The 15827-nt window shown below is 41.1% G+C and carries 10 protein-coding genes; 2 read left to right on the forward strand and 8 right to left on the reverse strand.

The window, feature by feature from the left end:
* Window position 1: 1 nt before the first annotated feature.
* On the forward strand, window positions 2–1567 hold the full coding sequence (locus tag Bovatus_RS19130) for a LamG domain-containing protein (RefSeq protein ID WP_004321034.1): 1566 nt from the start codon (window positions 2–4) through the stop codon (window positions 1565–1567).
* Window positions 1568–1686: 119 nt separating this feature from the next.
* On the opposite strand, the gene Bovatus_RS19135 is transcribed toward Bovatus_RS19130, so the two are convergent.
* The 5 genes from Bovatus_RS19135 to Bovatus_RS19155 form a co-directional block, all read right to left on the reverse strand.
* Complete coding sequence (locus tag Bovatus_RS19135; RefSeq protein WP_004299920.1) at window positions 1687–1953, reverse strand: hypothetical protein; 267 nt, start codon at window positions 1951–1953, stop codon at window positions 1687–1689.
* 274 nt (window positions 1954–2227) lie between these two features.
* Window positions 2228–3784, reverse strand: a complete 1557-nt coding sequence (locus Bovatus_RS19140; protein ID WP_004299921.1) for a sulfatase — start codon at window positions 3782–3784, stop codon at window positions 2228–2230.
* A gap of 18 nt (window positions 3785–3802) precedes the next feature.
* Window positions 3803–5875 (reverse strand): Sip1-related alpha-galactosidase, encoded by a 2073-nt coding sequence (locus Bovatus_RS19145; RefSeq protein WP_004321038.1) that lies wholly within the window; start codon window positions 5873–5875, stop codon window positions 3803–3805.
* A gap of 9 nt (window positions 5876–5884) precedes the next feature.
* Window positions 5885–7267: an alpha-L-fucosidase gene (locus Bovatus_RS19150; RefSeq protein ID WP_004299923.1), complete on the reverse strand. Its 1383-nt coding sequence runs from the start codon at window positions 7265–7267 to the stop codon at window positions 5885–5887.
* A gap of 12 nt (window positions 7268–7279) precedes the next feature.
* Complete coding sequence (locus Bovatus_RS19155) at window positions 7280–8683, reverse strand: sulfatase family protein (protein WP_224440868.1); 1404 nt, start codon at window positions 8681–8683, stop codon at window positions 7280–7282.
* Here Bovatus_RS19155 and Bovatus_RS25735 point away from each other — a divergent pair.
* On the forward strand, window positions 8628–8765 hold the full coding sequence (locus tag Bovatus_RS25735) for a hypothetical protein (protein ID WP_224440872.1): 138 nt from the start codon (window positions 8628–8630) through the stop codon (window positions 8763–8765). The genes Bovatus_RS19155 and Bovatus_RS25735 overlap by 56 nt on opposite strands.
* A 17-nt stretch (window positions 8766–8782) precedes the next feature.
* Here the strand turns inward: Bovatus_RS25735 and Bovatus_RS19160 are convergent, their stop codons facing one another.
* From Bovatus_RS19160 to Bovatus_RS19170, 3 genes are read right to left on the reverse strand one after another with little or no spacing between them, the layout of a single operon-like run.
* Window positions 8783–10696, reverse strand: coding sequence for a RagB/SusD family nutrient uptake outer membrane protein (locus Bovatus_RS19160; protein ID WP_004299926.1), 1914 nt, complete (start codon window positions 10694–10696; stop codon window positions 8783–8785).
* Window positions 10697–10715: 19 nt separating this feature from the next.
* Entirely contained in the window at window positions 10716–13976 is a 3261-nt protein-coding gene (locus Bovatus_RS19165; protein WP_004299927.1) for a SusC/RagA family TonB-linked outer membrane protein, read from the reverse strand.
* Window positions 13977–14017: 41 nt separating this feature from the next.
* Window positions 14018–15724 carry a hypothetical protein gene (locus Bovatus_RS19170; protein ID WP_004299928.1) on the reverse strand — a complete coding sequence of 569 codons (1707 nt, stop codon included), beginning with the start codon at window positions 15722–15724 and terminating at the stop codon, window positions 14018–14020.
* Between the last annotated feature and the right edge of the window lie 103 nt (window positions 15725–15827).

Consider the following 15827-nt stretch of genomic DNA (forward strand, 5'->3'; position numbering starts at 1 on the left):
GATGAAACGAATCTATACATATATGTGTCTGTTGCTTTTGTCGGTATTATCGTTTGCCGTTACAGGTTGTGATGACGATGACGATGTGGCTAAAGACTTGATAGAGTTGATTGTGAACAAACCGGTAATACGTATCGGGCAGAATGAGGAAGCCAAAGTGAATGTAGTGGTTGGAAACGGAAACTATACCGTGAGAAGTTTCAACACTGCCATTGCAACGGCTACCGTTTCCGGCGAATTGATAACTGTAAAAAGTGGCTCACAGAATGGGGCCACTACCGTCGAAGTAATGGATGGAGAAGGAGTAGTTGCCAATATTTCTGTGAATGTAGGTGTATTTGAATTGGAAGTGAATGAACCGGAGGTGATCTTGGAAGTTGCCGGTGAAAAGCAACTGATTGTTAGCATGGGAAACTTTTCCAGCAATGATGAATTGTCTTATGAGGTGGAGGATGAAACGGTTGTCAGCATGGTTAATACAGATCAGTTCCGTCCTTTCTATACTTTGACAGGTTTGAAGAACGGACATACAACAGTGACTTTTACAGACCATAAAGGAAAACAGGCAGTGGTTCAGGTGACGGTAAATCCGATTTCTATCGATGTCTCCAACCTGACACCGAGAGTGGGAGTCAACAATAAGATCATGATTACGGTAGAAAAAGGGAACGGAGGTTATAGTCTGACAGCAGAGGATGAAGAGATTGTAGCTATTCAGCAGGTGGATGACACTCGTTTCAATTTAATAGGTAAAAAAGCGGGTATCACTACCGTGTTTGTCAGAGACGAAGCGGAACAGGAATTAAGTCTGACCGTTACGGTGGTACAGGCAGATAAAGTAGCGAACCTAGGTAGCGGTAATTACTTTAAAGTACCGTTTGAATATAATGGTACGGCAGATGAATCGCTAAAGAATTTGAGTACGATCACATTTGAGGCTCGTTTCAATATTGAGTCGTTGAATGGCAATGACAATGGAAATGCCCGGATTAATACGGTGATGGGTATAGAGAAGAAATTCCTGCTGCGTGTCGACGTGCATAAGGGAGGAAGCAATGATGAAGAACGTTTCCTTCAGCTTGCTGCAGATGATAAAGGTAGTATTCGCTATGAGGGCTCTACTAAGATAGAAACCAATAAGTGGTATGATGTGGCTGTGGTATTGGATAATAGTAAGAGCGGAAGCGAACGGATTGCATTGTATGTAAATGGTGTCAGAGAAACGCTTCAATTATCAAACGGTACGCCGGATGATTTGAAAGAGATCAATCTTACTTCTGATTTCTACATCGGCCAGTCTGATGGTAAACGCCGGTTGAACGGAGCTATCAGTTATGCCCGTATTTGGACAAAAGCCTTGTCGGATCAACAGATCTCCGAGCAGAGCGGCAAGTTGTTGAGTGAGGATAAGGATGGAATGGTAGCTAATTGGTTATTCAATAATGGAAATGGTAATACCAAGACATTTGTGTCCTTGGCAGGAAAGAGCTTCGAAGCAGAGGCGGCAAATATTGTTTCAAGTTGGAAAACAGATCCGATATTGGAAACAAGTACTCCTACAGAATAATTGTAAGAAGATAGGATAATAAAAAAGCCATCCCCGGAATAGACGAAAGTAGGGATGGCTTTTTTTGTAGTGTGCTTACTATTCTTCGGCAGACTATGTCCTGCATGTTGTTGGCAAGGTTATTCCTTGACAGGCTCAGCCGGTTTGTCTTTTGATGTAGTGTCTGTGACAACTGTATCATTGACATTGGCGGCGAGTGCAACCAGTGATGCCTTTGCAGGCGCGTCTTCTTTAGTTACAGTATCTTTTACTACTGTATCATTGACAACTGTTGCATTGATTTCTGTCGGGGCTGTCACAGCTTCTGCAGAACTCTGAGCCTTTACAAGGAATGAACCACCACAAACAAACATAAACATTGCTACTACTAATACTAATTTTTTCATAATCGTTTGCTTTAATGATTATTAGACATATGTTTTCAATTCTCTACCTTTGTGTTAAGGAATCGGTTATTGCTTTTCGCTAACGTCTAATTAAAGATCAAAGCGCGTGCCAAAATTAGATAATGTATGATAAGTGATTGATAAATAAGGGAATGAGGAAGATGATGCCAATTAGGATAGTGGGGAAGTATGTGTGGAGTGTGTGGAAACTGTGGCGGGGAGTGTGGAATTATTCCACACTCCCCGCCACAGTTCTTTTATTTAGGTAATCTATTTACTTAATTTCATCCGGCCAGGGACAAGGTTTACCTGTCGCTTTGAAAGTCGGTCGTTGTGCATCTACTTTTCTTAGAAAGTTGCCCAGCTCTTTAGAAAGTTTCTTCACGATGTCCGGATGCTGTGCACTAAGGTCGTTGCTTTCTCCTATATCATCAGGTATGTTGAATAACTCTTTCTTGCCTGTTCCATAGTAATAAATCAATTTCCAGTCACCGTTTCGAACGGCACAATTAAAGTTGATTCCGGGACCGTCATTTCCCCAGTTGTTAGGCATATTCCAGAAAAGGCTCCGGCCTTTAGAAGGATTGCCCGTCTGTTTCAACAGAGGGACGAAACTGATACCGTCTATCGGCTGAACTGTTTTGTATTTTTTGATTCCTGCCATTTCGAGGATCGTAGGGTAGAAATCTTCTATCAGTAGATACTTGTCACATTTGCTGTCCGGAGCCACTACGCCCGGCCAACTGACAATCAAAGGTTCGCGGATACCTCCTTCGTAAGTAGAACCTTTGCCGCTATTTAAAGGATAATTCTGTGTATGCAGTTTGCCGTCACGCCATCCCGATTCGGATGCAAGTCCTCCGTTATCGCTCATAAAGATGATGATAGTGTTATTGGCTTCTCCGTTCTTTTCCAGCCAGTTCATTAAGTCACCAAGACTTTTGTCCATTCCTTCGATAAGGGTGGCATAAGCTGCTTCGTGGTCGGTCATTCCTTTCTTCTTGTATTTATCATAGAAACGTTTATCCTTGTTAAGCGGTATGTGGATAGCATATTGAGCCATATACAGATAGAAAGGTTGGTTGTATTTCTTTGCTTTATCCAGTGCTTTAATGGCTTCCAAAGTCAGCGCTTCGGTTACAAAAGTCTCCGTACCCCAGTATTTTTCGAGTCCGGGGACAGCCATCAGTGAAATCGGTTTCCCGTCTTTGGTATGTCCGTAGTTCTCTTCGCCGAGATAGCTGGCGAGTCCGCCGGCAGCGTGTCCGGCAATATTTACTTCGAATCCCCAGTGATGCGGATCTTCTCCCGGAGTATCTATGGCACCGAAATGGGCTTTTCCGCAATGGATGGTGTGATAACCGCTATCTTTTAGGATTTGTACGAAAGAAGTTCCTACAAAGGTATTGTTAGTGCCGGGTACTTGGCTGATACCATTATAATTCCATTCCGGTACAGTAAGCAGCTTATCTTTGCGGTCTGTCATAGTGCTTTTTTTGAGTGTCCAGTTGGTTACCCGGTGACGCGCTGCGTTAGCTCCGGTGAGGAGGCTGCATCTGGAAGGAGAACTGATACTGCTTGCATACGCTTGGGTAAACATCATACCTTGCCGGGCAAGACGTTCCATATTAGGCGTCTCGTACAATTCGTTATAGTGTGTCTTTTGCGTCCAGAATGGGAGAGAGGTGTCTTGCCATCCCATATCATCTACCATAAAGAGAATGATGTTGGGACGTTTGCCCGTCAGTTCCGTCTGTACTTTACTTTGTGCTTGCAAAGCAGTTGCAGCGAGCGGCACAAGTGCGAGGGGGAATAGTTTCTTTTTATTCATGGGGGTAATTATTAAGTGTTATTTACTGATTTCAATTTTACCAGGCTTTTTTATCAGGATACTCCGCAGTTCCTGTTTCCCCTGGGATTCCACCCATATCCTTAGCGTCCCTGCACAAAGAACATTTAATGTCAGTGTTTCATTGGTACGGGAAAGTAGCTGTACGGTAGCAGGTGATAAATATTTTTCCTGTATTCCGATTATTCCCCAACCTTGTCGGATAGGACAAAGGTGGAATAAACAGTCTGTAAAGCCTTTTAATTTCATTTCTTTATCTGTAGCCAGTATTTCAGCTGTTTGTTTTTTCCAGTTGAATACCAATATACTATCAGCAGGAAAATAACCGGTTGTCCTTTTCGGGACAAGGTAGTCTTTAGGGCTCACGAATGTTTTCACTTCTTTATGGATGGGAGAAGTATTGAGGTTATAGCAAATAATAGAAACGGCCTCGTCTCCTGTAGGTGCTGATACCCGGTAGTCTTTACCACTTTGCAAAGGATTAGTCAGAATAGATTCCAGAGTTGGGATTGCCGGTGCGGAAGGGCGGAATATTTTTCCTGATTCATCAATGAGAGGTAGTATGTTGTCCGGAATAAAGTCACTTGGAGAATCGGATAAATAAACGGGTCCGCCGGAAATAGCCTTGGAACGTGCCATCAAGCTACCACAAATCGTATCAGAGGAATGAAACATGTCATGATCCGGCCAAACAGTCTGTCCCAGCAGAAGTGTATTGGTGTATGACTGGAACAGATGTGATTTTGCCATGTTTTCATCATACTTTTTGTAGTCAATGCTGACACGGGTAACGGCGCTATGTAATGTATTGTCTGTGTTTATTATATTCTGTGCCATACAATTCATTAAGCCTATCTGTGCTTTGTCGGTTTGACGTTCCAACGCACGGTTACAGTCTTTAGCCTGTCGGATAACCTGTGTATTACCCATATAAAGTGGAAGAGTGAAAGATTGATTATCTATTTTCAGAAAATCAAATCCGTTCTTTTTCATCGTATTGACAAAATATTCGTAAAAGGTATCGATGTTAGTGGCGCTTGTACCGGGCAGCAGGCTGCCGTTGTAGGAATACAATACCTGCCGGACTTTGGGAGGAAAGTCATTACTGGCAGAAATTCCCGCCCAATAGCCTGAAAGGGCGTACCATAATCCTATCCATTTGATTTTATCTGTTTGTTTCCGCTTCATGATGCGGGTCCAACCATTGGGAAAACGTTGCTTGTTCGGAGTCAGGCTGGTCAACTGGCGGTCTTCATTGGCTATGTGTCCGTCATCAATCAAGACATAACGTACGGGGATGCCGGATGCTTCAATAGCATTCATGTCATTTAATATTTTAGTCTCGTCAATATCATAATGATAATGTTCCCAAGTGCACCATCCCAGATAATCGAATGCCTCGAAGTATTCTTTATCTACTCTTCTTTTTAAGGAAGATACCTTTTTATCTGCAATCAACGCATTATAGGCGTTGCCAAATACATCATATACAGATTGTGACCTTTGAGTTAGAAGGAGAGGTACTTTTCCCGTTAAATGGTCTTCTCCAAGTGTAGAGATATAAAGTGTAAGTGTTCCGTCGGCATTGACTTGAAGCCAACTCAGGCTATTGTCTCCTGCAACGGCTTTAACAAACAAATACTCGCCGTTAGAGAGTTGAAGAAGCAAGGCGTCTCCCAGCGTGGAAGGTTGGGAGTTGGAAGGGATGCCCGGATAGTTATCCCGGGTAAGCTCCTGCAACCGGACGAACATCCAGGGGAGCAACCGGTTGGTATTATTGGGCCATTGATGATCGTCGGTGCGGGAGTCACGGCTGAAGAATGCTCCACAAAGATACGGAGGCAGTGCAACTTTATACGAAAGTGTATTTTGATGTTCGGGTACTGATTGTTCGTATAAGATGGGGGCGGATGGAATATAGGTGTTCAGGTCGATAACTTTTTTCATCCGGTAAGCTGCAATGTCTTCGTATCCTTTTCCTTTATAGTAAGTGAACGGATTTTGAGCAAGCATTGCTGTGGTTGCCAGAATGCTAGCGAAAATACATACACAGATGTGGATTATTCTTCCCATACTCTTGTATTATTTGACATTAAATGCACTGAAATTGATAATGTCCGGCAGTGCGATAGAACCAAGAACAGTAAACCTTAACGCGGATGCTTCTACCAGCTCAAACTTTTCGATACGCTTGTGTCCTACAGATTCCCCGGTGCGGATAGTTTGCCACTTCCCATTTATTTTTGCTTCTATCTTATATTGGCGGATACGTTCACCGTTTTTTATATTTTCCTGGATGATACAGTAATTTACGGTTTGTTTCTTTCCGAGGTTCAGAGTCAGACTTTTCTTTTGCCCCGAAGTATGTGCTACCGGTGAAGAGAACCGACGATTTATTTCTTCTCCCATCTCTTTCAGTCGTTGTGCGTCTCCTGTAGGGATAAGCCCGGTGGGGTCAGGAGTCAATCCGAGGATAAGGGTGGCATTTCGTCCTACGGACTTTTCATATTTATCCATCAGGACGTCCAACGGATAAATGTTATTCTCGTCATCCGGTTCCCAAAACCATTCGTGACGTCCGTTTGCTCCTCTTAGTGGTGTGTCCGCCATGGCAGGAACCCAATACTTACCGTCTTTATCACCATGTTTTAACAACTCTAATTGGTCGGTGTTACTTTCAATACGTTTATGATGTGAACAGGGAACTGGAAAGGTAGACCAGCAGGGATATTCCACCGTACCCGTTTCCGAGCCTCCCCAACGGAAGTCGGCACGGTCGATATTATGATAGAAAAGACACTCCGGTTGGTATTTGTTTACGATTGGTTCTACATCGGGACCGTCACCATGCGGATCATCAGCTCCGCCGTCAAACCATATCATATATAGGTCACCATAACGTGTGCAAAGTTCTGTAACCATCTTTTCGCACAGGCGTTTATACCAAGCCTGACGGTTCCGGGCAAATTCACCCTCACCTTCAGCTTTGAAGTTGTGAATGCCTAGCAGGGAATTCCACCGGATACCTACGTAAATGCCCGGTTGAATACCGTATTTGCGGCAGGAATTGACGAAATCGCGGACTATATCTCCTTTTCCGTCTCTCCATTTCACAGCTTTCAGGCAGTAGGGGTTGACATCGCTTTGCCAGAGTCCGAATCCGGTTTCATGGGTGGCTGTCAGTACGGCAAACTTGCATCCGGCAGCTTTTGCGGCTTCTACCCATTGGTCGGTATTTAGTTCTGTCGGGTTGAATATGTTGTAATCTTCAATAGGATTGATGCGATTGTTGCCTTGTCCGTAGCGGATACCGTCAAAGACATGCAAGTCGTAGTGAAACACGGCTCCCAATTCGGCTTCATGCCATTTCAATTGATGTGGCTTAGGGACAGGAATATCTTGTTGTTGTGCAAAACTGCAAACGGAACAGAAGAGAAAGAGGGAAAGATAATAAAATTTTCTCATGGTGTTTATTTATTATGGTTTTATATAATTTGCAAATGGGTCATCGGTTTGGGTGAGCCAGTCTTTCAGTTGTTTGCAGAACTTCCGGACTAGCCGGGGATGTTGTTTGGCGATATTATTCATTTGATGCGGGTCTTTTGTCCGGTCAAAAAGAATTGTGTCATCTATTACGCCATTGGTGGCATGTACTACAAAAGTATGAGCCTTTGTGCGCAGCCCCCGATATCCGGTGGCATGATTGTCAAACTGCACATAGTAGTATGGCTGTACGACTTCCCGTTTGCTGCAGCCGAGAATCTCACGGGACAGGTCGAACGTCTGCACAGTTTCGGGGATTTCTTTCCGGAATCCCATCAAGGATAGGAGAGAAGGATACAGGTCGGCAAAGCCAATCATCAGATTCTCTTCTTTGCGTGGCTTTATCCGTTCCGGCCATGAAATAATCATAGGGATGCGCATTGCTTCTTCGTAGAAAATATCTTTACCTGCATTTTCGTGGGCACCCATACAAATACCGTGGTCGGAAGTAAAGACTACGATTGTATTGTCAAAAAGTCCATTTCTTTTTAGTTCGTCAATGATACGCCCTACATTCTCATCTACACCCGTGATGCAGGCATAGTAGTTACGGATGTTGTTTCTAAAATAGTCTCCCATTGTTGTTCCTTTAGCAGGAATGTCCGGTCGGTTGGCGCAGAGTGCTTCTACATCCAGATCTTTGTATATGGCTTTGTAATTGTCCGGCACCAGTTCGTATCCCGTATGCGGCGGATTCATCGAAACGACCAGTGCAAAAGGTTGTTGCTTGTTCTTTTGTAATTGGATATATTCGATTGCCTTGTCAGCTTCATAGGCAGGTCCCCATTGGTTTACATAATAGAAACTGTCACGGGGAGCGGTCGTATTCCAATACATTGGTTTCAAATGATAGTCATACGTTCCGTAAGCTATCCAATGTTCGAATCCGTGACGGCGTTCGGGCGGACACCATTCGTTCCATGCTACTTTTCCTCTATTATTATAAGTATCCACATAAGGTTTATATGGAGAATCCAGATGCCATTTGCCGATATATCCGGTCTGATAATTCATGTCTTTCAATACATCACTCCAGCAGCGGGCGTCTTGTGAAAGCTCTACTCCATAGGGGGCTGTTTGCGAATTGCAATTGCCTGTCACTTTATTGTGAATGGGATACATCCCTGTCATTAACATGGCTCGTGCCGGTGACGAAACGGGATAGCTGCTGACGGCATTGGTAAACAAGACTCCTTCGGAAGCAAGTTTGTCCAGGCAGGGAGTTTTTACCAGTTCTTTGCCTATGCAACCGATAGCGTCTCCGCGGTATTGATCGGCCATAATGAAAACTAGGTTGGGAGATGTTTGTGATAAGACTGGAAGAACCGGAGCAGCGATTGCTGCTCCGATTATCCATGTCCGGTGGTATATCATTCTTGGGGTAGTATTCATGAATACAAAAATAGCTTTTAATTTCTAATGGATTATGTTGAATACCTATTTATTAGCATAGAGATTGGAGCCTATCGGCCATCCCGGATTCTGATATACTACCGAAGTGGTTGGATCTCCTCCTTTCACTGGGGTTGACATACGGAAAACGTCATAAGAAATCGGGGTGAGATAGTTAGCCTCTTCAAAGTTATAGCCACCGTTGGCGATAGTTAATGCGTTTTTAGCATGTGGCTGTAAGTATTTTGTTTCAGCTATATCTAGTCCTCCTCTTATTTGTTCTTTGTAATATATTTGTTCCTTGTATTTTTCCCAGTTAAATCCTTCAACTGTATAATCCTTCATTTTATCCAACGAACGCCATCTAAATAAATCGTCCTTACGCATGCCTTCTGCTATAAATTCGCATCGACGTTCGCGTCGGATATTATATAGCATTTTACTGATTTGTTTATTTCCTGACCACACGGCTAAGTCATTTTCTTTATTCAAATCGGTATTGTCTATGGTGAGTTGGTAATTATCAGATACTCCTGCGCGTTTTCTTAATGCTTTCCAGTATTTTTGACTGTTTGCATCTATTGAGTTACCACCGTTTTTCATACAGTCTGCTTCCATATAATTGAGAAAAGCCTCCGATGCTCTGAATATCATGTAAGCTAGAGGTGAATTGTCTGTTGGAGCTACATTGCTATCTCTCCATCCCTTCCGCACTACGTAACCTGTGGCTGTTTTACTTAAATTTTGATATGCTTGGAGTAAATTGGCAAATATCATCACTCTGTTCTCGCTTAGAGTTGCACCTCGGTATACTAAATCACCAGGTTTAAAGGTTGACTCCACTAAACGCAAATCTCGATTCTTCATTACGCTTTCAATGTTGTTGTCGCCTTCATACTGGTCGTTTGAAGCATAGATTGGAAGTCCGTTTTTAGTAAGAAATGTTTCTACCATAGAACGGGTATATCCTCCTCCAATTCCTAGACAGCCTTCAGTGTTTATGCTATGATAGTTGCCTTCTATTAAGCTATTTACTTTGGCATCTGCACTATACATGCGCCACAATAATACTTCCTTGTTAGCAGATAAATCGTATTGGTTGAACATGTTCATGTAATCATTAATGTCATCTGTGATTACTTCGTAAAAGGCCTCTGCTACTGGTTGGGCTGCTTTCATGGCCTGAGACAGGAAGAAATTTATTTCTGTATCCAGATTGTCGCTGAAAGTGCCTCCTGGCCATCCCGGACCTCCCGGAACACGTGCTGTTCCTTGATGGTAGGTTTCCCAACTAGCCTCATATAAGGCAACGCGGGATTTGAAAAGTAACGCTGATTCTTGATTCAACCGATGTTTGGTTAATGTATTGCTGCGTGGAAGTAATCGGTTGATAGCTTCGTCCAAGTCTCCTAGAATGAAACGTGCGACTTCGTTACGGGGTTTACGTTTGTTAGCTTCTACATTAGCAGCATAGTTGTCAGCGATTAGTTCATCTTTGATTATGGGGAAGTCACCAAATTTTCTTAGATATTCGAAATAGATATAAGCACGGAAGAAAAACATTTCTCCTATATATTGCTGTGTTTCTTTATTATCTTCAAGTGTCCCGTTTTCTACATTTTCAAGAGTATAATGTAGGAAGTGGTTACAGTCGCGTAAATGTTCTTGTCGGTTATAACTTCCATCGCTTGCCACTTTGATTCGCTGTGGAAGGAATAGATCTTCCGGATCGTCACCTGCTTGATTATCGCTTTTTTGGTCTTCAGTAAAAAGGTTGATATCTTTGTAATCAGGTAGTAATTCGTATTTTTTGTTACAATATGCTTGAAGTTGTATGGGCTCTGTGAAGAATCCATCATCTACATTATCAGTCAATGGTTTCCTGTCGAGGAAATCGCTGCATGAACTAATTGTAAATGCAGTTGCTATAAATGGTAATAGGATATATTTAAGTTTCATAATCAGTCTGTTTTAAGGTTTATAATGTAATATTGATTCCACAAGATAATGTATAACTTATCGGATAGGTCATACCATTTTGATAGAGTAGTTCTGGGTCAAAATTCTTACTCATTTTACTTCCTGTCCAAAGATTATCCCCAGAGAAAAATACACGCACTTTCTGCAAGTTGATTTTTTGTGTCAATGTTTTGGGTAAAGTGTATCCGATTTGTAGGTTTTTCAGACGGATATATGCTGCATTCTGTAAATAGCGGCTTTGCACTTGTTGGTTCTGCTTGCTATCTATGATTGGGCGTGGATAATAGGCATTTAAGTTGGCACCTAACTCATCACCTTCGGGGCGGAAAAAGTCCCAATGTTCTTCATATCCTGTAGAATCCCATTGTCCTCCGTTGATTCCCCAAAATATCATACCTTTTTGGGTTGCGGTTTTGTCGTCTCCCCCCACCCATATGTCTCGTTTGGCTACTCCTTGGAACATTAGACTAATGTCGAAGCCTTTATAGTCAGCTCCCAATGTGATTCCGAAGCGATAGCGTGGCGTACTGTTGCCTATAATGCAAAGGTCTTTCGGATCGCTTGCTGAAGTCCCTTTTTCAATTGCTGGATTGTCATCAAGATTGGCATACATAATATCTCCGGCCTTCCAAATATTATTGCCAATATTAGGTAATCTGCTTTGATCATGGATAGCAATATAATCTTGAATTTCCTGATCTGTTTTTGCCATGCCAACGGTTTTAAATCCCCATATTTCTCCAAGTTTTTTCCCTTTCCAATAATTATCTACAATATTTCCGTCAGAATCTTTAGTAAAAAATGTTTTGTCAAGATTGGGGTATTCTGTCACTTCAGTTTGTGCATCAGATAAGTTGAGAGATACTCTATAGCCGACTTGCCCTATTCTATCTTGCCAATTTACTTGTAATTCCCAACCTTTGGTTCTTAGAGCTGTGTTATTGAGTTTTGGCGCTGAAGCACCTACAATAGGAGATATTTCTTCTGCAGGTCCTACCATGTCCTTTGTATCACGAATATAGTATTCTGCATAGCCGGTCAGTCGGTTGTTGAATGCTCCAAAGTCTATGCCTATATTATAGCTGGTGACACGTTCCCATGTAAGTAGGGAACTTACGAGTCCTGGGGAAGATGCAATGCTCGATTTATTGGCTTGTTCGAGTAGCCAACGTCCTCCTTCATCGACACTGCCTACTGTAATATTTTGGATAGAATAAGTGGGATAATAATTATCTGCATTCTGGTTTCCTAGACTACCATAAGAAAAGCGAACTTTAAATAGGTTTACATAATCCTGTATTGGTTCCCAAAACTGTTCTCGGGCAATATTCCATCCTACAGAAACAGAAGGAAAAGTTCCCCAACGTTCATCGCCACGGAAGCGTGAGGTGGCGTCCCTTCGAATATTTGCCTCCAATAAATATTTTCCGTCATAATCGTAATTGACACGCGCAAAGTATCCCATTGTTGCCCATTCTTTTGAATACGCTTTCAGGTTACTTGTACCTGTAGCAGTGTTAATACTCGGAACTTTTTCGTTAACAACATCGTAACGTTTGCCTTCCAGATTATTAATATAATAATACTCGGAATTCATACCTGCAGTTGCTTTGAAATTGTGTTTATTCCATGAATGTTCGTAGTCAGCGTATAATGCAGTGGTCATCATGGATGTCTGTTGCGTTTCGCTTTGTACAAATGTCTTTCCGGCAGCCAAATCAGGATCTCCTCCCAGCCATGCTTCTTCTACTGGCTGATTGTCATAAGTATAAAGATATACTTTGTTGACGTTGTATTGATGCCGGTAGCTTTCAGTGCGTAATGTAGCTTGTCCGTGAATGCCTAAACCTTTGATTGGAGTTAAATGGAAACCGCCTTGAGTAAAGTAGGTGTCTTTACTTGAGTTAGAACGTCCACCGGAAGTTAGCTGCATTAATTTAGGGTTACGAGTATAATGTCCATTGTTATCATATAACGGCATTGTGGGATACAATTTAGTCGTTTCAGAAAAAAAACGGTCACCATAAAGTTTCATGAAAGTAGGCATACTGATATCTTCACGGATAAAACGGGCATTGAAATCAAGATTTAGCCACTTAGTCACTTGTCCGTTGACCTTTCCACTAATATTATAACGCTTCTTTTTCTCATCAGAATAATTCATTTGTCCTTCTTGTGAGAGAAAAGCTCCTGAAATATAATATTTTACTTTTTCGCTTCCACCAGAAATACTTAAGTTATGTTCTTGGCCAAAAGATGTTTTGTCTATGAAGTTTCGCGGCCAATTTTGATTGTCGTTAGAGTCCATATTAAATGCAAAAAAGTCTGTTGAACCTTGCCTACCATTTGGATCAGATGTGTATGGATATTCGCCAGCCATATACTTTTGGATGCGGTCAATGGTTTCATTACTAAATAGGAATGTAGCGGTGCTTCCACTGTTTGCTTTTGCTGCATTGAAATATTTGGTGAAGCGATACGAATCAAGCATGTCCGGTATATTGGTTGGACGGGACCAGCGGAAGTTATCAGAATATTGGATAGTTGTCTTTCCGGCCTCTCCGGATTTAGTAGTGATTAATATCACACCGAAGGGAGCTCGGGAACCGTAGATAGAAGAAGCGGCAGCATCTTTCAGTACGGAGATATTAGCAATATCCTGTGGATTAAGAGAATTGATATCTCCTTCTGCTCCGTCGATTAATACGAGTGGTGAAGCACTGGAACCTGTTCCCAGATTTCCTGCGCCACGGATATTCATGCTAGGGCTATAGTCCAGGCGTCCACCTTTGTCATTTATATCAATATTCAGTCCGGGCATAACGCCTTGCAGGGCTTGCGATACGGAAGTGACAGGTCTTGATTCGAGAGTCTTGGTATCTACGGTAGCTACCGCTCCTGTTAGATTCACTTTCTTTTGCGTACCGAATCCTACTACAACCACTTCATCCAACGTTTGTGTATCTTCCGTTAGCATGATTCTGAAAGTAGTTTGATTATCGTCTATCGTTAGACGTTGTGGTTGGTATCCTATATATGATACTACCAGTACATTGCCTTTAGACACGTTTTTTAGAGAGAAGTTACCGTCCATATCGGTAATAGTCCCATTCGAAGTTCCTTCTACTAATACGCTGGCTCCGATGATAGGGTCGTTGAGCCTTTTGTCCGTAACGGTACCCTTAATGCTCAATTGTTGTGCATACATCATATGAATACCCAGCAATAACATAATGAATAATACTGTTAATTTTCTCATTGCATTTTATTTAAAGTTAAACATAAAGTTTTTATAAATATCTAATAAGTACCCTGTGTCGCTTTATAATCATATTTACTACCTTGGTATAAATCATAAAGTTTAGGATCCCATTCTATTCTAGGTATATAGGTATGTGTAGAGATTGTTGTATCTCTTTTTCCTTCAAACTCAGTTATCATGTTTAATGTCATTCTTAAAAAGATTTTAGTTGCGTCAAAGTAAAAATCTTCATAAGTATCAGCTTTTGGTAGAAGAATTGGACTAAGTGGTCCGTAATAAAAGTTGTATGCTGTAAGACTGGGCCGTAGGCTGTCAATGCGTATATAGTCCCCATCCTTATAATCGAAAATGTATTTATAACGACCATCGTACATCATACTATAGGTACGTCCCAATTCTCCATAATCAAAATTAGAGAAAGGATTAGTAGGAGTTTTATTACTTTTATTACCGTAATTTATTACGTCACAATCAACCCATTTTTTTATGATGTGATTCTCCAATTTGGGATTTATAATCAAATTATAACCATATTTGCTGATTCCTCTGTATCTAAATCTAAATGCCTTATCACCATTATAAGATGATAAATCAATTGTACCAAATATATCACCAAGTGGATCCATGTAAATAATAGGCGTCTCTGTTATATTCCAATTTCCTAATTCCCCAACTTTATCTTTATTAAATGGTATTCTAAGTCCTAAGATAGGACTGGTTCCATTGAATGTGAACGTGCCGGTTACTTTACTTGTTCCCTTAGTTGTGAATTGTAAATCACTGGTTGTTGTCGTAATTTTGCTGGCAGAAGCAGTAAAATGGTTAAATATTTTGTTAACTCCTGCTTTGATAAGTGCTCCGCCGACAATCCCTATTATCCCTTTTGAAGTGGGAGCATTTTCTTTAGAATCTTTATTTACTTTGTCATTAATCCATTTTTCAGCTTCTTTTCCAACAAAACTAGTGATATTCTGTGATAAGCTAGATAAAGGATTAGAACTACCATGACTTAAAATTGCTCCGTTAGAATAACTTTGTTCCTCTCCAAATAAGTTCACATTTGTAGTATTTAAAATATTTGAATTGATTGTGAATATTTGATTAGTATTATCTTCAGGGTCATATGCTAGCTGCACTTGGAAACAATTCCATCCCATTTGAAAACCCTTATTCTCTAAACTAATAAGATTTGTACTAGCCCAATAATTTACTTTTCCTAATGCAGTTGGAACAGATACTTCCCCTGTGTGATTTAGCCAATAACGTGAAGGAGTGAAATCAATATTCCATGTACCTGTATTATTTGAGTAATTGTTATTCTCCAGATAGTAAAAGGTTTTTAGTATTCCAGTTCTAAGGTTGTGAAATATCATGTAGTTTCTATTATTTTGGGCACCTTCTGATGCTTTAAAACTATGAAAAATCATTTCCCATCCATCTTCTTTTTTGATATCAAATGCTATATTGACAGGTATATTGCCATCTGTTACACTGCTCCAAGGTAAATTAACTACATTTCCGCTGGCTAGTGTAACACTGCTATGATTTTCCCAATCAGCTTCAAAGGTTGTGCCATTTCTTGTAGTGGGGCTATTGTCTTTGTATTCTTTAGATAGAGGAAATATGTTTCCTTTGGCAAGTTCACTATCACTCGTTCTTTTTTGTTGAATGATATTGTTTAACTCAATTTCATTACTTTGGCAAGAAGCCAATAGTAAGCAGATTAAGTAGAGTTTTGTTTTCATATTGATTCTATTTGAAGTTATACATAAGGTTATTGTATCACAAAGGTAGGTCAATTGGGACTTTGCGGGCATACATGCTTCTTTCATTCATCATACATGTTCA

This window comes from Bacteroides ovatus, from assembly GCF_001314995.1.
GTDB lineage: Bacteria > Bacteroidota > Bacteroidia > Bacteroidales > Bacteroidaceae > Bacteroides > Bacteroides ovatus.

Excerpts from the sequence above, each read along its gene's own strand:
- Bovatus_RS19165 (WP_004299927.1), bottom strand. The coding sequence starts at position 13,976 with ATGAGAAAATTAACAGTATTATTCATTATGTTATTGCTGGGTATTCAT.
- Bovatus_RS19130 (WP_004321034.1), top strand. The coding sequence starts at position 2 with ATGAAACGAATCTATACATATATGTGTCTGTTGCTTTTGTCGGTATTA.
- Bovatus_RS19160 (WP_004299926.1), bottom strand. The coding sequence starts at position 10,696 with ATGAAACTTAAATATATCCTATTACCATTTATAGCAACTGCATTTACA.
- Bovatus_RS19140 (WP_004299921.1), bottom strand. The coding sequence starts at position 3,784 with ATGAATAAAAAGAAACTATTCCCCCTCGCACTTGTGCCGCTCGCTGCA.
- Bovatus_RS19145 (WP_004321038.1), bottom strand. The coding sequence starts at position 5,875 with ATGGGAAGAATAATCCACATCTGTGTATGTATTTTCGCTAGCATTCTG.
- Bovatus_RS19170 (WP_004299928.1), bottom strand. The coding sequence starts at position 15,724 with ATGAAAACAAAACTCTACTTAATCTGCTTACTATTGGCTTCTTGCCAA.
- Bovatus_RS19135 (WP_004299920.1), bottom strand. The coding sequence starts at position 1,953 with ATGAAAAAATTAGTATTAGTAGTAGCAATGTTTATGTTTGTTTGTGGT.
- Bovatus_RS19150 (WP_004299923.1), bottom strand. The coding sequence starts at position 7,267 with ATGAGAAAATTTTATTATCTTTCCCTCTTTCTCTTCTGTTCCGTTTGC.
- Bovatus_RS25735 (WP_224440872.1), top strand. The coding sequence starts at position 8,628 with ATGAAAACTAGGTTGGGAGATGTTTGTGATAAGACTGGAAGAACCGGA.